At 61.9% G+C, this 18677-nt stretch carries 20 protein-coding genes; 10 read left to right on the forward strand and 10 right to left on the reverse strand.

The genetic code is table 11. The annotated features are described in order from the left end of the window. Positions 1–5: 5 nt before the first annotated feature. The 4 genes from BP38_RS0112070 to BP38_RS0112085 all read right to left on the reverse strand — a co-directional run bounded on the left by BP38_RS0112070 (position 6) and on the right by BP38_RS0112085 (position 4143). Entirely contained in the window at positions 6–1349 is a 1344-nt protein-coding gene (locus BP38_RS0112070) for a TRAP transporter large permease (protein ID WP_026987938.1), read from the reverse strand. Then, positions 1342–1944, reverse strand: a complete 603-nt coding sequence (locus tag BP38_RS0112075) for a TRAP transporter small permease subunit (RefSeq protein ID WP_026987939.1) — start codon at positions 1942–1944, stop codon at positions 1342–1344. Before BP38_RS0112075 ends, BP38_RS0112070 begins: the two co-directional genes overlap by 8 nt. Before the next feature lie 16 nt (positions 1945–1960). Beyond that, on the reverse strand, positions 1961–3022 hold the full coding sequence (locus BP38_RS0112080) for a TRAP transporter substrate-binding protein (RefSeq protein WP_026987940.1): 1062 nt from the start codon (positions 3020–3022) through the stop codon (positions 1961–1963). Between the two features lie 425 nt (positions 3023–3447). Then, on the reverse strand, positions 3448–4143 hold the full coding sequence (locus tag BP38_RS0112085; RefSeq protein WP_026987941.1) for a Crp/Fnr family transcriptional regulator: 696 nt from the start codon (positions 4141–4143) through the stop codon (positions 3448–3450). Positions 4144–4321: 178 nt separating this feature from the next. Here BP38_RS0112085 and nirK point away from each other — a divergent pair, with 178 nt between their 5' ends. Next, a complete protein-coding gene (nirK, locus tag BP38_RS0112090) occupies positions 4322–5371 on the forward strand; it encodes a copper-containing nitrite reductase (RefSeq protein WP_026987942.1) in 1050 nt (349 codons plus the stop codon). A gap of 107 nt (positions 5372–5478) precedes the next feature. Continuing rightward, complete coding sequence (locus tag BP38_RS0112095) at positions 5479–6138, forward strand: alternative oxidase (RefSeq protein WP_026987943.1); 660 nt, start codon at positions 5479–5481, stop codon at positions 6136–6138. A 21-nt stretch (positions 6139–6159) separates the two neighbouring features. On the opposite strand, the gene BP38_RS0112100 is transcribed toward BP38_RS0112095, so the two are convergent. Further along, positions 6160–6561, reverse strand: coding sequence for a SirB2 family protein (locus tag BP38_RS0112100; RefSeq protein WP_026987944.1), 402 nt, complete (start codon positions 6559–6561; stop codon positions 6160–6162). Positions 6562–6598: 37 nt separating this feature from the next. After that, positions 6599–6730, reverse strand: coding sequence for a hypothetical protein (locus tag BP38_RS23215; protein ID WP_281174416.1), 132 nt, complete (start codon positions 6728–6730; stop codon positions 6599–6601). 260 nt (positions 6731–6990) lie between these two features. Between BP38_RS23215 and BP38_RS0112110 the strand changes: the two genes are divergently transcribed. Then, positions 6991–7461, forward strand: a complete 471-nt coding sequence (locus BP38_RS0112110; protein ID WP_026987945.1) for a pseudoazurin — start codon at positions 6991–6993, stop codon at positions 7459–7461. Positions 7462–7503: 42 nt separating this feature from the next. On the opposite strand, the gene BP38_RS0112115 is transcribed toward BP38_RS0112110, so the two are convergent. Continuing rightward, positions 7504–8121 (reverse strand): methyltransferase, encoded by a 618-nt coding sequence (locus tag BP38_RS0112115; protein WP_026987946.1) that lies wholly within the window; start codon positions 8119–8121, stop codon positions 7504–7506. After that, the gene (locus tag BP38_RS0112120) at positions 8118–9119 is read right to left on the reverse strand and encodes an HAD family hydrolase (protein ID WP_035725122.1); all 1002 of its coding nucleotides are present in this window, start codon (positions 9117–9119) and stop codon (positions 8118–8120) included. Before BP38_RS0112120 ends, BP38_RS0112115 begins: the two co-directional genes overlap by 4 nt. A 121-nt stretch (positions 9120–9240) precedes the next feature. Here BP38_RS0112120 and BP38_RS20455 point away from each other — a divergent pair, with 121 nt between their 5' ends. The 4 genes from BP38_RS20455 (at position 9241) to BP38_RS0112140 (ending at position 14260) form a co-directional block, all read left to right on the forward strand. Next, on the forward strand, positions 9241–10560 hold the full coding sequence (locus tag BP38_RS20455) for a dicarboxylate/amino acid:cation symporter (protein ID WP_035725054.1): 1320 nt from the start codon (positions 9241–9243) through the stop codon (positions 10558–10560). Positions 10561–10739: 179 nt separating this feature from the next. Next, a complete protein-coding gene (locus BP38_RS0112130; protein ID WP_367401682.1) occupies positions 10740–11018 on the forward strand; it encodes a helix-turn-helix domain-containing protein in 279 nt (92 codons plus the stop codon). Between the two features lie 85 nt (positions 11019–11103). Further along, positions 11104–12882 (forward strand): SulP family inorganic anion transporter, encoded by a 1779-nt coding sequence (locus BP38_RS20460; protein WP_035725058.1) that lies wholly within the window; start codon positions 11104–11106, stop codon positions 12880–12882. Between the two features lie 199 nt (positions 12883–13081). Beyond that, entirely contained in the window at positions 13082–14260 is a 1179-nt protein-coding gene (locus tag BP38_RS0112140) for a serine hydrolase domain-containing protein (RefSeq protein ID WP_026987949.1), read from the forward strand. A gap of 83 nt (positions 14261–14343) precedes the next feature. Here BP38_RS0112140 and BP38_RS20465 read toward each other — a convergent pair whose 3' ends face one another. Then, a complete protein-coding gene (locus BP38_RS20465; RefSeq protein WP_051609312.1) occupies positions 14344–15093 on the reverse strand; it encodes a winged helix-turn-helix transcriptional regulator in 750 nt (249 codons plus the stop codon). A 165-nt stretch (positions 15094–15258) separates the two neighbouring features. Between BP38_RS20465 and BP38_RS0112150 the strand changes: the two genes are divergently transcribed. Beyond that, on the forward strand, positions 15259–16089 hold the full coding sequence (locus BP38_RS0112150) for a class I SAM-dependent methyltransferase (RefSeq protein WP_035725062.1): 831 nt from the start codon (positions 15259–15261) through the stop codon (positions 16087–16089). A 123-nt stretch (positions 16090–16212) separates the two neighbouring features. On the opposite strand, the gene BP38_RS0112160 is transcribed toward BP38_RS0112150, so the two are convergent. Continuing rightward, positions 16213–17079 carry an alpha/beta fold hydrolase gene (locus BP38_RS0112160; protein ID WP_155992404.1) on the reverse strand — a complete coding sequence of 289 codons (867 nt, stop codon included), beginning with the start codon at positions 17077–17079 and terminating at the stop codon, positions 16213–16215. Between the two features lie 198 nt (positions 17080–17277). Between BP38_RS0112160 and BP38_RS20475 the strand changes: the two genes are divergently transcribed. Together BP38_RS20475 and BP38_RS0112170 are read left to right on the forward strand one after the other, a co-directional pair. Then, positions 17278–17907 carry a TetR/AcrR family transcriptional regulator gene (locus tag BP38_RS20475; protein WP_035725072.1) on the forward strand — a complete coding sequence of 210 codons (630 nt, stop codon included), beginning with the start codon at positions 17278–17280 and terminating at the stop codon, positions 17905–17907. Beyond that, a complete protein-coding gene (locus BP38_RS0112170) occupies positions 17904–18674 on the forward strand; it encodes an enoyl-CoA hydratase/isomerase family protein (RefSeq protein ID WP_026987952.1) in 771 nt (256 codons plus the stop codon). The genes BP38_RS20475 and BP38_RS0112170 overlap by 4 nt, the downstream gene beginning before the upstream one ends. Positions 18675–18677 lie beyond the last annotated feature (3 nt).

Genomic DNA, 18677 nt, shown 5'->3' on the forward strand with positions numbered 1-18677 from the left:
GCGCCCTATCCCAGGACACGCGGCAACCAGAGAATAACACTGGGGAACGCCAGGCAGAATGCCAGCCCCACAAGTTGAAGCATGACAAAGGGCAGAATGCTGCCGTAGATGTCCTTCATGGAGATTTCCGGAGGCGCCACACCCTTCAGGTAGAAAAGCGCGTATCCGAAGGGCGGTGTCAGGAACGAGGTCTGCAGGTTCACGGCCACCAGGATGGCAAACCACACCAGACGTTCCCCGCTGTGCATGTCCAATCCGAATTCAAGGCTCGCAACGATGGGCGCGAACAGTGGCAGCACCACATAGCTGATCTCGATCCACTCCAGGAAGAAACCGAGGATGAAAATGATCAGCATGAGGACGATCAAAGTACCGTAAGGGCCGGTTCCCAGTGCCGTCGTGGCATCGAAGATCATGTCCTCGCCGCCGATGCGCTTGAAAATGGCGCTGAAACAGGTCGCACCGATTGCCACGAAGAGAATCATGGCGGAGGTCTTGCCTGTCTCGTACACGCAGCTGCGCAGGGTATCGAGGTTCAGCGTCCGGTTGATGGCCGCCAGAAGGATCGTCCCCGCAGCGCCAACAGCCGCCGCCTCCGTGGGGGTTGCAATGCCCGCGATGATGGACCCCAGCACCCCCATGATCAGCAGGATGGGTGCAATCAGGTCCTTCGCCAACTGCAGGATGATCGAAAGCCGCCCGCTGTCGTCCTCGATGACATTCACCGGAGCCTTGTGTGGCTGGAGAATGGCAACGGCAATGATGTAGCCGATGTAGATCACACCAAGCAGCAAGCCGGGCAGGATTGCGGCCGTGAAGAGATCACCTACGGAAATGCGCAGAATATCCCCGACAAGCACCAGCATGATGCTGGGCGGGATGAGAATTCCCAATGTTCCCGCGGCGCACACGGTTCCGACGGCCAGAGACTTGTCATATCCCTGTTTCATCATGACCGGAAGCGACAGCATGGCGAGCATCACGACGGAGGCACCAATGATCCCGGTCGAGGCCGCCATGACGATTCCAAGCAGCGCCACGGACACGGCCAGACCGCCTCGCATCCCCACGAAAAGCCGCTCCAAGGACAGAAGCAGGTTTCTGGCCAAGCCGGACTTCTCCAGCATCAGTCCCATGAACACGAACAGGGGCACGGCCAGCAGAAGCCAGTTTCCGATGACGCCCGTGAAGGTCCGATTGACCACCGAGCCAAGAAACAGGAAGGGCAGGTCGGCGATGAACGTGAAAAGGATGCCGAGGCCGGCCAGGACAAACGCGACGGGATAGCCCGTGAAGATCCCCCCCATCAGGGCCAGGATCATCAGAAGCGGGAGTGTGTATTCACCCATTGGTTTCTTGTGTTCCTCTACCCTGTTCGCTGTCCGACCCGGACAGCAGTGCGCCCAGGTTTTCGAGAATCCGTCCCAGTCCTGCCAAGAAGAGCATGCAGAGCCCGATGGTCAGAACCGACTTGACCAGGTAGCGATCCGCCAGGCCGCCGTAGTCCGAACCTTCTCCGGAGCGATAGGCCATGTCGACGAAGCCCAGGGACAACCAGGCAATCAGGGCACAGTAGGGCAGCAGCAGGACGAGATCGCCAACGATGTCGATGATCCGCCGCCATTTCTGCCCGACGTTCGCATAGATCAGGTCCACCCTTACATGATGGTTCTCGCGCAAGGCATAGGCGCCGCCCAGCATGATCATGACGGCAAAGAGGTGCCATTGCAGTTCGACCAAACCGGTAAGGTTCAACTGATTGGAGAAAAGCAGGATGCGGTCGTTCCACTGGGCGATGGTGCCCACGCCGAACAGACTTCCGATCACAACCCAGAGCGCTGCCACGATCACCGGCAGAATCAGCCAGGATGCCAAACGACCGGGCCACGCGCTGGCCTCTCCCAGCGCGCGGCCCACTCGTTCTATTCCTTTGAAAAAGGACATGGGTCAGGAACCCTGATCACTCTTTCGGCAGGGTCTGCAGCTCCTGCCAACGGCCCGCAGTTTCCATGTAAGCCAGGAGGGATTCATAGGCTTCCTTGAAGTGGGGATCGTTGGCGGCCTCTTCCTCAAGGACCTCTCTGGAGGCTTCGCGCAGTGCATCCAGGACTTCGTCGGGGAAGCGCTTCACCTCGACACCCTCTTCTTCCTCGAACTTGTCGATGGTATCGGCCTGCGCCTCGGGAGCAGAGCCCATGGACCAGACGATGTTCGCCTTGCAGGCGGCCCAGAATTGAGCCTGCTCTTCCTCAGTATACTGGTTCCAGACATCCTGGTTGATGATGAAGGAGTTCCAGCTGGCCGGCTGATGCCAACCCGGGAAGTAGTAGTAGTCGGCGATCTCGGCAAAGCCGAGGCTATCGTCGATAATCGGCAAGGAGAATTCAGTGGCATCGATGCGACCACGTTCCAGGGCCACATAGAGCTCACTGGCCGGAATCAGCTGCGTCGAGGCGCCCAGCTTGTTCAGGACCTTTCCGCCCAGTCCCGAGATGCGCATGCTCAGGCCCTCGAAGTCCTCCGGCGAGTTGATCTCCTGATTGAACCAGCCACCCGATTCCGGGGCTGTCAGGTGACAGGGCAGAACCTGGACGTTGTATTCGTCGTAGGCCTTCTGGAGAATCTCCAGTCCGCCGCCTTCCCACATCCAGCCGAGAAACAGCTCCGGATCGGGCCCGAACGGCATGGCCCCGGCCAGACCTGCCACAGGAACGGTGCCGCCCCAATAGCCGATCCAGTCCCAGCCAGCCTGGACGGAGCCCTGGCTGACGGCATTGAAGACCTCCAACGCGGGCACGAGATCTCCATCACCATGAATGTTCAGTGTGATCTCGCCCTTGGTGACTTCCGCAAGCAGATCAGCGAACTTCTCGCCGCCCTCGCCCAGATAAGTCAGGTTTTTCGGAAAGGTACTGGCTACGTCCAACTCGGACGGCCCTTGTGCTGCAGCAGACGTGGAGACGCCAAAGGCCAGTGCGGCAGCCGCAGCGACAGGCGCACAGGTTTTAAAGGAAACTTTCATTTACTGTCCTCCCAATATTGTATTGTGCGGTTTCCCTGCTTCTTGGGGCAGTTTGTCCGCTTCGTATCGTTAACCGCCTGAATGTCCAGACACCAAACCGGCACCAAAGGACTGCGATTGGCCTCAGTCTTTCAAACTGCGCGCAAAGATGTCAACGACTATGCCCCTCCTGCATAAAAATTGCGTCGTCTTGTACAAACCTTTCATGATTCAATTATCTGCGCTTTTCTTCTTGAGAACAACTTATTAGCGCGCAGGGCCTTTCACTAACTCCTTACCTGAACGACAAAACCAACTGCCCTTCGACAGTCTGCCTCGAACAGGAAATACAACTTAAAGCAAAATTTCAGGGGCAAAATGCCATGGGCTGCTCCGCCAGTGCCAATTTCATGCCTGCAGCCAGGAATAGGAATTCACGAGAGAATTCAACCACTTTCCGCGATCGTGCTCAAGTGATCCGGCTGCCGGACCATGATGCGACGGCGGCCGCTCAGGACCAGGCCCTGCTTTTCCCATGTGCTCAGGATGCGACTCGCGGTGTGCAGTGTAGTGCCGGCCATCTCGGCCAGGTCCTGGCGCGACAGGGGAAATGCGATCTCGATTCCTTCGGCGGTTCGCCTGCCGGCCTGAACCGAAAGGCGCAGAAGAGTATGGGCAATGCGCCGCTCGACCTTTTCCGTGGACAGCTCACGTAGGCGCAGCTGTGTTTCCTGGTAGCGCCGCCCCAGGACCGTCACGCTGTTGAGCGCCACCTGCGCATGGCGTGACATCAAGTCCAGAATACCCTGCCTGGACCACCCCAGGAGATGACAATCCTCAACGGCCGTCACACTGCCGGGATAGCTATCACCTCCGGACAGGGCGGTATAGCCAGCCAACTCGCCAGGGCCCAAATAACGCAGGATGACCTGCGCCCCCTCTGCGGTGGTCTGAGTGACACGCAAACGTCCTGCAATCAGGACATAGATCGCCGTGACGGAATCATCCTGCAGGAAGAGGGCAGCCCCAGTCGGCAGTTGTTTGCGGAATCCCTGGGTCCAGATGTCCTCAAGTGCTTGGCGGGATAGACCACGAAACAACTCCGTTCCGGCCAGCACATCCAGGTCGGCTTTCCCCTCCATACGCGCTCTCGATCCTGGGCCCTTGCGTGTTGCCCCGGAGTCTAGCGGCTGTATCCCGGCTGAGCGATAAAAATCACCGTAGTTTGTTCCGGAACAAAGTTCGCGCACGCAATTTGCCCCATAAGGGTCGGGACATCACGGGATGTCCTGACAAGCGTTCAGTTCAAGGAGCAAGACGATGAAACGCAATACCCTGGTCACCACGACAAGCGCACTGGCCCTGGCCATAGCCCTTGGCGGTTTCGGTTCTGCCCTGGCAGAAGACAAGGCGCCTGCAGGCGCCGACGCAGCAGGAGTTGCCGACATCGTGCGCGCTCCCACTGATCTACCACCAGCCATCGACCGCACGGAACCCGAGACCGTCAAGGTTGAGCTGGAAACCATCGAGAAGGTGGGCCAACTCGCCGACGGCACATCCTACCGCTACTGGACCTTCAACGGCCAGGTGCCGGGTCCGATGGTTCGGGTCCGAGCCGGCGACACAGTGGAAGTCTCACTCAAGAATGCCGACGACAGCTGGATGCCGCATAACGTGGACTTCCATGCGGTAACTGGTCCCGGCGGCGGCGCGGAGGCTACTTGGGCCGATCCAGGTAAAGAGTCCAACGGCTTTACCTTCAAGGCCCTCAAGCCCGGACTCTACGTGTACCACTGCGCGGTTCCCAGTGTGGCACAACACATCTCGAACGGCATGTACGGTATGATCCTGGTTGAGCCGGAAGGCGGACTGCCCCCGGTGGATCGCGAATACTACGTCATGCAGGGCGAAATCTATACCGAGGAGGTATTCGGCTCCAAGGGCGAGCTGTTGGAGAGCTACGAAAAGCTCTCGGCCGAACAACCCGAGTACTACGTCTTCAACGGCGCAGTCGGGGCGCTCACGGAGCAAAATCCGCTAAAGGCCGAAGTGGGCGAGACAGTCCGGATCTTCTTCGGGGTCGGAGGGCCGAACAAGACTTCTTCGTTCCACGTGATCGGCGAGATCTTTGACAACGCCTATCCTTTCGCGTCGCTGACCAGCGAACCCCTGATGGACGTGCAGACCATCAGCGTGCCCCCGGGCGGTGCGTCGATCGTCGACATGGAGCTCGAAGTGCCGGGCACCTACATCCTGGTGGACCATGCCCTCTCGCGGGCCGAACGGGGCCTGGCCGGACACTTGGTGGTGGAAGGACCGGAAAACCCCGAGATCTTCAAGGAGCATGAAGCCAAGGAACCGACTTCCTGAGTTCTGATATCGTATAGACTGATACAGTAACTGCAACGAATCGGCTGCCCTCTGGGCAGCCGATCTGTATAGTGGCCCCCTCAACCCTGACAGGTGCAGACCGCTCCATGTTGCAGATCGACAAGACGGACCTGACACGCCATCACACACCCAGTGGTTTTTCGGACCGCTTTGCCCTGGCCCTGGTGCGTGGTCTCGGCGCACTTGCACGAACCCTTTTCGGGCGCCGCTATGGAAATCGTACGATTGTCCTTGAAACCATCGCGGCCGTCCCGGGCATGGTGGCCGCCACGATACTGCACCTGAAATGCCTGCGTCGTCTTCAGGACGACCGCGGCTGGGTGCGCAGCCTGATGGACGAAGCCGAGACCCAGCGGACACACCTGATGGTCTTCGTCTCCCTCGACCGGCCGAACGGCTTCGAACGCGTCCTGATCCTCCTGGCCCAGGGCCTGTTCTACAACACCCATTTCCTGATCTGTCTCTTCTCGCCACGAACGGCGCATCGAATCGCCGGTTACTTTGCGGAGGATGCCGTGCGCGGCTATGGCGAGTATCTGCAGGAAATCGATGCCGGACGCCGGGAAAACCCGCCGACTCCGGACCTGGCCATCGCTTACTGGAACCTTTCCCCGGACGCGCGACTGCGAGACGCCATCGTCGCCATGCAGGAGGACGAGGCCATTCATCGCGACATCAATCACAGTTTTGCAACTGTTCTGTCGGAGGGCCGGGACCTACCTGCCCCACCCACTCCCATCCTCTAGTAAGAAGCCCGCACGGCGGCGTCAGCCCGCAAGCGTGTAGAACACCCCCAGGGGATGATGAGCGCGCGCGATGGAGAAGATGAAGGCGTAGACCAGCAGCGCCATTGTCCAGGCACCAACCTGGATCGTCCGGGTCGGTGCCTTCCAGAAGGCGTAATAGCCCAGCAGGATATAGACCACCAGCAGCAGTACTTTCACGGTCAACCAGCTGTGGAAGAAGGGATACTGCCGGACGATGGTCATCAGCATCAGGGCCGCCGTCAGCAGGATCGTGTCGATGCTGTAGCTGAGATAGCGCACCGGCGCGACCATGGACCAGCGCGTGCCTGCAAAGAGTGCGATTCCGCGCAGCAGGAAGAGCCCGCCGCTGGCAAGCACGGCCCAGATGTGGACCTGCCTGATCTCCGAATAGAATTCGATCATTCAGGCAGGCCACACCCTTTTTGCCAGACCGGCCCAGTCAACGGCGCAATCCCGTTGAACCGGCATAGGCGCCAGCCTCACGCTCACCCTCTTCGACAGGAACCTCATCCTCGTGCCGGGGGAAGACCCACAGCTGGATGACGAACACCACCAGCGCCGTCTTGGACATCCCCTCGAAACTATCGCCTGCATTTTTGCAGCTGCCCTTATGCAGTGGAGACAAAACAACGTCATATGCTGTCGGTGTCTTTCACTTGAGAACTTCTCGAGCGTATGTGCGATAAAAAGTATTTTCAATGCATGAATTTGTTCCAGCGCAAAGTTCTCTCCGGCCATCTCGTCTATAAACTAGGACAGGTCACGAGATGACGTGACGAGGAGATTCGCCCAAAGAGGCGAGGACATCACGGCCAAGGAAGGATATGAGCCATGAAAACGCAGACACTCAAGCTGGCCCTTGCGATTGCAGGTACGCTACTGATCTCGGGCACGGCGCTGGCCGCCGATTACGAAGTCGAGATGTTGAACCGAGGCAATGATGGCCAGCCCATGGCCTTCGAGCCAGCCTATCTCGAGATCGAGCCCGGCGACAGCGTGACCTTCGTGCTGACCGAGGGGACTCACAACGCAGAGATCATTCCCGGCATGCTGCCCGAGGGCGCCGAGGCGTGGAAAGGCGCCATGAACGAAGAATTCACCGTGACCTTCGATCAGGAAGGTCTCTATGGCTACAAGTGCCTGCCCCACTACGGCATGGGCATGGTGGGCGTCATCAAGGTCGGTGATGAGATGTCCAATGCCGACGCAGCCGAGGAGGTCAAGCACCCCGGACGCGCAGGCCAGAAGATGGCGGAGCTCTTCGAACAGCTGAAGACCAGCCAGACCGCTCAGGCGCAGTAATACGACCTGTCGGATAGTGTAGCGGCCGCGCGTGGGACACGCCTATCGCGCGGCCGTCACTGACTCCTTCGTAAAGACAGCCATCTGGCTGACGCCCCCATAGAAGGGATGCGCACCGGCCAGATCGGACAGCACAACCCGGCAGCCGTTGCGTCGCCCGACTCCCTCGGCCCAGCTTCGAAATTTCCGCCGTCCCCACTCGAAACGATGATCGGGATGGCGAAAACGATGCGCCGGGACACCCAGAAGCTCGTTGTAGTCGGCGTTGGGGGTGGTCACGATCACGCTTGTGGGGCGCATCTTGTGGAACAGGGCGGTCTCCAGCACCGTCAGGCGCTCGGGCTCGAGATGCTCGAGCGTCTCCAGCAACACGGCACAATCGAAGCCCGAAAGGCCCGGCCCGGGCTCGATCATCGAGGCATGCACCAGCTCGATGTGGGCAGCCGGAGGCTCTGCCTGCTCGGCAAGCTTGGCGCGCAGCCTGTCCAGAGCGTCTGCCGAAAGTTCCACGCCCACCAGCTTCTCGAAACGGGACTCCTGCACAAGACGCAGGAACAGGTCCCCGTCGCCACAGCCGAGATCGAGCACCGTGCGGGCCCCGGTGTCCAGAACAGCCTGGTGAACGGCCGCCAGCCTCTGCTCGTGAATCCAGGTGGTCATGGGAGGCTCTGCCACGGATAGACCTGCGCCCAGTCCGCCGCCATGTCGACGATGATCCAGCCGCGCGCCGGCCCTGCGTCGAGCCCCTTGTCCAGCCGGCCGATATCGCTCTCGCGATCATAGGTCCACTCGCGTTCCGCATCCGTATGGTGGATGAGCATCCCAAGGCGCGGTCCTTCGCCCGTCGTCGTCCATTCGAGCATCTCCAGGTCGCCGTCGGAATTGCCGAAGGCGATGACGGGCCGGCGGCCCACGTGACGTTGGATGCCAATGGGCTTGTTCGCTCCGTCAGTGAAGAAGAAGGTTCCCGACTTGCGCTCGAAGGTGGGCGCCTCGGCGTCGGAGAGGTAATCGAGATCGACCTGGCTGCCGATCACCTGTTCGGGCGGTATGTCATAGGTCTCCTCCGTCCAGGCGCGCATGAAATCGATGCCTCCGCCGGAAACGATCCATGTGCGGAAACCGTTGGCCCGCAGATACGTCAGCACCTCGAGCATCGGCTGGAAGATCAGTTCAGTGAACGGTCGATCGAAACGCGGGTGGCGCGCCGTATCGAGCCAGTCCTCAACTTTCGCTGTGAACGCGCTGTCGGTCATGCCGCTCTGGGTCGCGGCCAGCAGTTTCATCAGGCCCTGGCCTCCCGAAGCCGCCACAGCCTTCCAGTCCTCTTCGAGCGCCGCTTCGAACGGCTGGGTATCTGTCCACTCCGGGTGGTCCCCGGCCATCTCCTGGACCCGCTCAACGGCAAAGAGCACCTGAAAGTACAGGGGCTTCTCGGACCAGAGCGTGCCATCGTTGTCGAATACGGCGATCCGTTCGTCGGGCGCAAGATAGCCCGGGCTGTCCGGCTCTGTGACCTCGACCACGAACTCCAGGATGGCGGACTTGGCCGGCCCTTCGTTCCAGGAGGCCAGTGGATCCTCCTGTGCCTGCGCCAGGCTGGCAAAAGCGAGCTGCGCCAGCAGAAAAAAGCCGATGATGGTCTTGGAAATACGCATACTGCCACCCATTGCCCCAAATATATCGGCGTAGTCCTCTGTTATGCCCCTGCTGCTTGTCTATGTCACTCGCCTCAGGAATAGTGCCCCCAGCGACTGAAAAGCATGCATCGGCAGGTTCATGGCAGACAGCAGGCAAGACACACTCCAGGTCGTCCAACAGCGCTACAAGCTGCGCGCCTGGATTCGCACACGGCTTTGGGCACAGGTCCTGTTCGGTATGGTCCTTGGCTTTGCCGTCGGTTCCCTGCTCAGCCCGGACCTGGGGCTGCTCGACCCGCGCACGGCGGACCTGCTCGGCGCCTGGATGGCCCTGCCCGGCCAGCTCTTCCTCGGGCTTATCGCCATGGTGCTGGTGCCTCTGATCTTCGGCTCGATCATCGGCGGCATCACCGGCGCAGGCTCCGGCGGGAACCTGCGCAGTATCGGCCTGAAACTGGCCGGCTTCATCCTGGCCACCACCTTTGCGGCCGCCTGGATCGGCGTGGGGCTGGCGCGCTGGTTGACGCCCGGCAGCGGGCTGGCCGGCTTCTCCACTCCGCCGGCAAGCAACGAGAGCGGCGGCGAGGCCATCGATGGCGCGAAGATTCCGGAGGCGATCACCGGCATACTGCCCACCAACCCGACCGCCTCCATTGTCCAGGGTGACATGCTGGCCGTGGTGGTCCTGGCTCTGCTGGTGGGCCTGGCGGCCATACAGGTCAGCCGCGAGAAGGTGGCACCTTTCCTCGCCGTGATGGACGCCCTGCTGGCCATTGCCATGACCATCGTCAAATGGGCGATGTTCCTGGCCCCCTTTGCGGTGTTCGGGCTGATGGCACAGCTGGTGATGCGCGCCGGCCTCGACACCGTGATCGGCATGTCGGGCTATGTCGGAACCGTGCTGCTGGGTCTCGCCCTGCTCTTCCTGCTCTACATGGGACTCCTGCTGCTGTTCAGTTCCCTGCGCCCCTGGGATTTCCTCTCGCGGAGCGGGGGCACCCTGCTGCTCGCCTTCTCAACCTCCAGCTCCTCGGCCATCATGCCGATGACCATTGCCACGGCGCGCCGCCTGGGCGTTGCGGAAGCTGTAGCGAACCTGGTGGTCCCGCTCGGAGCCACGATGAACATGGCCGGGACCGCGCTTTATCAGAGTGTGGCCATTCTCTTCCTGGCCCAGTTGAGCGGCATCGATCTCTCGCTCGCCCAAACTCTATTGATTACCGGCACACTGGTCGCCTCCTCCATAGGGGCCCCTGGCACACCCGGGGTCAGCATCGCCATCCTGCTCAGCGTGGCCGCGAACTTTGGCATTCCTGTCGAGGGCATGGTGATCATCATGGGCGTCGATCGCCTCCTGGACATGAGCCGCACCACGGTAAACGTGACCGGCGACCTGGTGGCCGCCAGGCTTTTGAACCCGCGCGTCAAGGCGCAGGCGGCCGATCCGAGTCCTGCCTGAATCTCCACGAACAAAGACGCCAGAAATTTCGGCTCACCAAGACACCTGGCTTCTCCCCTCCTGAAGTTTCCTCGTCGTCCGATGGCACTGATGCCCTAAGATTGGACTCACCAATAGCATCAATATTAATGTTTGAAACATCATTAAGCATATTATATATATCCTGATACGGATATAGTATGGGCACGGCAATGATCACTGCAGCACAGATGCGTGCGGCAAGAGCACTCTTGGGCATCGACCAGAGGACACTTGCCGAAATGGCGGGTGTTTCGCTTCCCACCATCCAGCGTATGGAGGCCAGCCAAGGCAATGTCCGGGGCGTGGTGGAAAGTCTGACCCGGGTCGTCGAGGCCCTGGATCTCGCGGGAATCGAACTGATCGGTGAGAAGGCCACCAGCTATGCCCTCGGTCGGGGGGTCCGTCTCAAATCCCCGGTCGAAACACCGCACAACTGAACAGCCTTAGTCCAGAACACACCGCGACGGCGACCGCCGAGCCATGCCGACGATCCCGCCGCCTTGTAAAAGGCAGCCGGACAGAATGAAGCCAGAAACATCCACGCCCTCTTCCACTATAAGTTTTTTCGAACTTTTCACACCAAAGCTGCTCACGGTCCTGCGGGAAGGCTACGGCCTGACTCAGCTGCGTTCGGACCTGATGGCAGGTCTGACCGTGGCAATCGTTGCACTGCCGCTGTCCATGGCCATTGCCATTGCCTCCGGCGCCAGTCCGGCCCAGGGGCTTTATACCGCCATCATTGGCGGCTTCCTGGTGTCAGCCCTGGGCGGCAGCCGCTTCCAGATCGGCGGTCCCGCAGGCGCCTTCATCGTGCTGGTCGCCACCACGGTTCAGCTCCATGGCATGGATGGCTTGCTACTCGCCACCATCCTTTCGGGCCTGATGCTGATGCTGACGGGTTTCCTGCGCCTTGGCACCTACATCAAGTTCATCCCCTATCCTGTCACCGTTGGTTTCACGTCTGGTATCGCCGTGATCATCTTCGCCAGCCAGCTTCAGGAACTGCTGGGGCTCGATCCCGAACGCGCTGCACCCGGTCCCATGCTGGAGAAGCTGCCTTTCCTCTGGGACCACCTGCCGAGCTTCAACACGCCCACCCTGGTGCTATCACTGGTAACGATCCTCCTGATCGTGGGGCTGAAGAAGCTGCGGCCGCATTTGCCTGGCATGTTGATCGCCGTGGTGCTGACGTCGCTTGCCGCCGGTATCTTCGCCTTGCCGGTCGAGACCATCGGCACGAAATTCGGTGGCATTCCGAGCAGCTTGCCACGGCCAGGCCTGCCGAATTTCGGTTGGGATAAGCTCCTCGCCGTCCTGCCAAGCGCCTTCGCCTTCACCCTGCTTGGCGCCATAGAATCCTTGCTTTCCGCGGTGGTGGCGGACGGCATGACCGGACGGCGCCATCGCTCCAACTGCGAACTGGTGGCCCAGGGTGCAGCAAACGTCGCATCCGGGCTTTTTGGCGGCATCTGCGTGACCGGAACGATTGCGCGGACGGCCACGAATGTCCGGGCCGGGGCACATGGCCCTGTGGCTGGCATGCTGCATGCCGTTTTCCTCCTGCTCTTTGTTCTCTTTGCCGCCCCGCTGGCCAGCTATATCCCGCTGGCGAGCCTGGCCGGGGTCCTGGCCGTTGTCGCCTGGAACATGATCGAGAAGCAGGCCTTCTCCACCCTCCTGCGAGCCTCGCGCGGTGACGCCGCGGTCCTGTTGTCGACTTTCCTGCTGACCATTTTCCGCGACCTGACCGAAGCCATTATCGTGGGTGTCGCACTGGGCTCGATCCTCTTCATTCATCGCATGTCGAAAACCACTGCTGTCGCCAGGCATGTGCCGCTGGTTCCGGAAGACAAGGCCGATGGCCCAAGCAGCGTACGCCAGCCCTATGACGAGCAGACCAGCGCTGATCCCGATGTCGTGGTCTACCGGATCTCCGGCGCCTTCTTCTTTGGAGCGGCCGCATCGGTCGCCGCGGTCCTGGAACGTATCTCCGATTCCCACAGGGCTCTGGTGATCGACCTTTCAGCCGTGCCCTTCCTCGATTCCACGGCGGCCAACACACTGGAAGGATTGGCTAGGAAGGCCAAGCGGCGCGGCGTGAAGGTCAGCCTGACCGGCACAACCCGCGACCTGCGCAAGGAGTTGTTCCTGCACGGACTCAAGCCGCCTCTGGTGCGATACGAAGCCTCGCTGGAAAAAGCCCTCGAACGCCATCGCCTGATCCTCCGGGATAGACACGACAAAACCTTTGATTCCGGGGCTTCGCCAAGGAACAGCCTGGGGGCTAGACCGAACGCCTGAGCAGAGGTTCGACCCGTCCCCTGGCCGTTATTGGGAAGACCCGCATCGGCAAGTGCACGCTGACTTGCCCGATAGACAGGCTTGAAGCAGTAAGAAGCTTCCGCGCATACTGCGTTCCGGCCACAGGCTGCAGCCAGCCCGTTCCTGGCCGGAACCAATGCCCGGACCAACCGGTCCCACCAAGAAGAAAGAGACTGACATGCCGCTTCTCCGCCTGGCTCTCCTGCCAGTTCTTACCCTCGTCATCACCAGTTTCTTGCCAGGCGTATCCTCGGCGCGTGACAACCTGGCTGATCAACTTGAACCTGTGCGGCAAGACTATGCCCTGCCCGCCCTGGTGGCCGCTGTTGCCAGCCAAGGCGAAATCGTTGCCGCAGGGGCGACAGGACTAAGGGCACTCGGCCATGATGCAGAGGCCCGGGTTCAGGACCGGATTCACATCGGCTCCGACACCAAGGCCATGACGGCGCTGTTGGCGGGCATGGCTGTCGAGGAGGGCCTTCTGAGCTGGGACAGCACCATCGGGGAGGTGCTGGGCGATAAGGTCCCGGACATGAACGAAACCCTGGCCGCGGTCCGTCTGGAGCAGCTTCTTTCGCACTCAAGCGGCATTCCAAGCGACACGCAGGAGATGATCGACATCTACTTCAACGTCGATGCCTTCGAGCACAACCTGACGGATTTGCGTCTGATGGCACTGGATGCCTGGAAGAAGCACGAACCGAAAGTTCCCGAAGACTCCCCTTTCCAGTATGCCAACTTCGGTTATCTCATCGCTGGCACCATGATCGAGACGGCCATGGGACAGCCCTGGGAGATGCTGATACAGCAGCGGATCTTCCAGCCGCTTGAGCTTGAGACAGCCGGCCTGGGCGCCACTGCCACGCCCGGCTTGATCGATGCGCTTGTCGGACACCTGCCGGATGATGCCGGTCAGCCCGAAGCCAGGCTCTGGGGTGCTGCGGCGGATATTCCGCCCGTCATGGGGCCGGCCGGGACAGCCCACATGTCCATCCTGGACTTCGCGCGCTGGGGCGGCTGGGTCGCCGGCCAGGCGGAAAGCGGGCCCGATCTGGTCGAACCGAAAACCCTGGCCTACATCATGGAACCCAAGGTCCAGGCAAAAATCCCGAACCCCCCGCCCGGCACCCCCGAAGAAGGCGGCTATGCCCTCGGCTGGGGCTTCGAGCAGTTCGACTGGGCCGAACGCCCGTTGCACACCCACAATGGCTCCAATAGTATGAACCTGGCCAAGATCCTGATCGACCGGGACCAGGATCTGGCAATCGTTGTCGCCACGAACATCGGCGGCGAGCAGGCCAACCTGGCCGCAGGCCAAGTCATGAAGGCCCTCTATCTCACTTATGGCGAGGACTGAAATTCTGGCAACACATGGCGGGACTGTTGTGACACCACCAGCGGATCCGGGTAGCTGGCTTCCCTCGACCGTCATGTCGTAATTCAAGGTCTCGGGCCGCTTGCCCGGTTTCGTGCCAAGTGCGATTGCGACTGCATGCGCGGCGGCTGGCTGGTGGCTTCGACGATCACGGAGAGCTGCAACAGGCGGCTGAAGTTCCGGCGCAGTTCGGCGTCGCCATGCAGAACGATCTCTTCGTTTGCAATGGCCCGCCCCAGCGACAGTTTGCCGATCCAGGCTTGGCTCATGACCCGCACCGTTGTCAGCACGTAGAGATCGACCTCGAAACCCGGATCCGATTGGCAGAGGTCGATCGCCCCGTTCTCGATCAGTAGCCACCAGCGGCGCATTTCAGCGGGCGCGTCGTGGTATTCGAACTGCAGGACGATGCGAGGTCTCTCCAAACAGCCGATATCGACCCTGCGCCGCATGTCCCACATCAGCACGCCGGCATCCCAGTCGGGGCCTTCCAGTGCGCTTTCCACCCAGCGCCGCCCCCAGATGCCCATGGAGACGATGATCGGGCGCAGGTCCGCGCCCGCCTGGGTCAGCACATAGCTTGCATTCTTCGAATGCTCCGCCGGCACGCGCTCCACGATGCCCGCGGCCTGGAGTTCCTTCAGGCGCCTCGACAGCAACGCACGGGGCATCAGTGGCACGCCGCGGTGAATGTCGTTGAAGCGTGAACTGCCACTGATCAACTCGCGCAGGATCAGCGGCGTCCAGCGCGTTGCAAGGATCTCGGCGGCTTTCGCGACAGGACAGAACTGTCCGTACCCACTGTCCTCGAACATCGGATCGCCTCCCGGCTTCTCCTTGGTTCCCCGGGGTACATAACCCGCCGCATTCGATCATCCGAAGTTCACTTTGTGAACTGGAAGGACACGGGCGGGATCGGGAATGCTGTCACCCTATCGCAGGTTTTCCTTAGCTGTATATCACTTTTGAAGGAGACGACGATGACGACAGCAACGGAACATCCGGACAATGCCATCCGGAGCCACAACGAAACGCCCTCGGCCACCTGGTCGAGCGCCGGCCGCGCCTATGACGAGATCAGTCGCGGCATCCTCGACGCGATCGAACACTGCATCAACGCTCTTGCACCAGTAGCCGAAGAGCGGATTCTGGATGTCGCGACGGGCACGGGCTGGACAGCCCGACGCCTTGCCGAACGCGGCTTCGACGTCACGGGTGTCGATTTTGCACCCGACATGCTGTCCACGGCAAAGGAGATCGCCGCCACCCGCAATCTCGATATCTCCTTCGACCTGGGCGATGCCGAGGCGCTGCCTCATCGAGATGCCTCCTTCGACGCGGTCATATCGACCTTCGGCGTCATGTTCGTGCAGCGGCCCGAGGACGCCGCCGCCGAGCTGTCGCGGGTCTGCCGTCCCGGCGGCCGACTGGCGCTGGCCACCTGGACGCCCGACGGAAACGTCTTCGAGATGTTCAAGATCATGAAGGGCTACATGCCCGCCCCCGCGGGGTCGCCGCCCCCCTCGCCCTTCGAATGGGGCAAGCCGGAACGCGTGGGCGAATTGCTGGGCGAAGCCTTCGACCTCAGGTTGGAGCGAGGCACCTCCTTCTATCGCGAACCCGATGGCCAAACCGCCTGGGAGACTTTCCTCAACGGCTATGGCCCCCTCCACACCTTGGCAGGCAAGCTGGACGCCAACCAGCTCGAATCCCTCAAGCGGGACTGGATCGCCTTTCACGATGGCTTCGCCACCGAACTCGGCATCTGCGTGCCCCGTGACTACTGGATCATCGTGGGCACGCGTCGCTGAGACAGCGTCCCCCAACCGAACCCGATGGAAACGGAAGGGAGGGGAGGAATGTCAATTTTTCCCGCCTTCCGCCACAGGGTTACCAAGCCTTGGCGCCATGCTCGGAGTTCAGAAGCCCTCACCTCAGATGGATTCACCCCGTTCGGCAACACATCGCCCGGCAAACGCAGCAAGGTCCGCGGCGAAACGGTCGGGCTCCTCGAGATGGGGGGCGTGGCCCGAGTGCAGGTAGGTCCGGCACTCCGCCTTCACCATGCGTGCGGCCAGCCAGTCCATCGTCTCGGCAGGATAGAGCCGGCTGTGCGCGCCGCGCGTCAGCAGGACGGGGAGATCGATCGCCGAACAGGTCTCGCGGAAATCCGCCGTGGCCAGGGCACGCCAGAGCAGCGCCATGGCCCCGGGATCGCTGTCCAGCATGGTCCGCTGTAGTTCGCCGACCAGGGATGTCTCGGCATCGGCAAAGACGCGCGGCGCCATGCGTTCGACCACCTGCGGCCAGTCTTCCGCCATGCGCTCGGACACCGCGGCGGTCTCCTTGGGGGAGCCGGCACCGATCAGGCCCAGGTCCCATCCGGAGTCATTGGCGACCCGCGGCGCCATGTCCTCGACGACCAGCCCGGCAAAGCGCGCCTGACCATGGCGTGCAATGGTGGCAAAGAGCACCGCTGCGCCCATGGACCAGCCCAGCGCCACCACCGGCTGCCCGGCAAGGCGGTCGATCAGGTGGGCCGCGTCGTCGGCAAGGCAATCAAGAGGATCCATTACGTCTCGTACATTCGGGAAGGTACAAGCCGCCGAGCGGCCGTGCCCGCGCTGGTCGGGAATGATGACGCGAAATCGCTCCTTCAGGCAGTCGGCCAGCCCGTCAAAACTGTGACCGTCACAGCCGAACCCATGCAGGAGCAACAGCGGCGGTCCCTCCCCCAGTTCGCGATAGTGCAGCGGAGCTCCCTCCTCCATCGGCAGTGCCGTCCACGGCGTTTCGCTCACACCCTTCTCCCGGCTTGCGGCCCTTTGCTCTCTGCAAACAATCGATCGAATTGACAGGAGCTTATAAGCGGTCTTAGTATAAACATGACAGTTGAGTCATGTCTCATAATAAGAAAACGCACGACAGTGGAAATTGCAAGCCGATGCCATCGGTCCGGCGAAAGCTGTCACGGGAAGAAACACTTGGGGAGTCGCGCCTTGGACCAGGCCCTACCGGAACTGAACAACCCGCCGAAGACGCGCCGCGGCGCGCGCACCGTGCGCAAGCTGCTCGATGCGGCGCAGGTTGAGTTCGGCAGCAAGGGTTTTCACGAGGCCTCTGTGGCCGGCATCACCTCGGCCGCCGGCACCGCCCAGGGCACCTTCTACATCTACTTCGCCAGCAAGGAGGAGCTGTTCCGCACCCTGGTCTTCGATCTCGGCCGGCGGCTGCGCGACTTCCTCAGCGACAATGTGGACGAGGGCGCCGACCGCCTGACCGCCGAGGCGCAGGGCATGGAGGCTTTCATCCGCTTCGTGCGGCTCTACCCCGACCTCTATCGTATCGTCCTCGAGGCTCAGTTCGTCGACCCCGAGGCGTTCCGTCTTTATTTCCAGGATTTCGGTGCGGCCTATCGCGCGCGTTGCGAGGCGGCGGCCGCGCGCGGCGAGATCCGCGTCCAGGACGCCGATGCTGAGAGCTGGGCGCTGATGGGAATCTCGCTCTTCCTCGGGCTGCGCTATGGCATCTGGGAAGTAGAGCGCGATCCGGGCCCCGTGGTCGCCAGCGTGATGGACATGATCGCCAACGGTCTCAAGCCGCGCGCCGCCGAGGGAGGCTCGGCATGAGCGGGACGCTGGTCCTTTGCGAGATCGACGGCGCCATCGCCCGGCTGACCCTAAATCGGCCGGACCGGCACAACAGCCTGGTGCCCGAATTGCTTGAGGAGCTGCTCACGGCCATCGCTGAGGTCCGCCGGAACGACAGCGCGCGCCTCATGGTGCTCGCCGCCGCAGGCCGCAGCTTTTCCACCGGCGGCGATCTCGCCGCTTTCCACGAGGCTGAGGACGTCGCCGCCTATTCAACGCAGCTCGTGGGCCTGCTCAACGAGGCGATCCTGGCGCTGCTCGACCTGCCCCAGCCCGTAATCGCCCGCGTCCAGGGTCCGGTGACCGGCGGCTCCCTCGGCCTGGTGCTCGCCGCCGATCTCGTCGTCCTGGCCGAAGATGCCTTCCTCGCCCCCTACTACGTCGAGGTCGGGTTCAGCCCCGACGGCGGCTGGAGCGCGCTGCTGCCCGAGCGCATCGGGCATGCCCGGGCCGCCGAGATCCAGCTGCTGAACCGCCGGGTCGCCGCAGAGGAAGTCAAGGCTCTGGGCCTCGCCCACGCCGTCGCGCCGGCAGCGGAGCTGAATCGTCAGGTCGAGGCCTGGACCGAAGCTCTCTCGGCCAAGGTCGACGGCGGCCTGCGCGCCGCCAAGGCGCGGCTGTTCGATGCCGCTCGCCGCGCCTCGATCGCTGAGGCCCTCGAGGCCGAGCGCCGCAGTTTCGTCGATCACGTCACACGCCCGGAAACCCGCGCCGGCGTGGCGCGGTTCCTTGGCCGGGCCGCCTAGCGA

It is taken from the genome of Fodinicurvata fenggangensis DSM 21160, from assembly GCF_000686045.1.
Taxonomy (GTDB): domain Bacteria; phylum Pseudomonadota; class Alphaproteobacteria; order Kiloniellales; family DSM-21159; genus Fodinicurvata; species Fodinicurvata fenggangensis.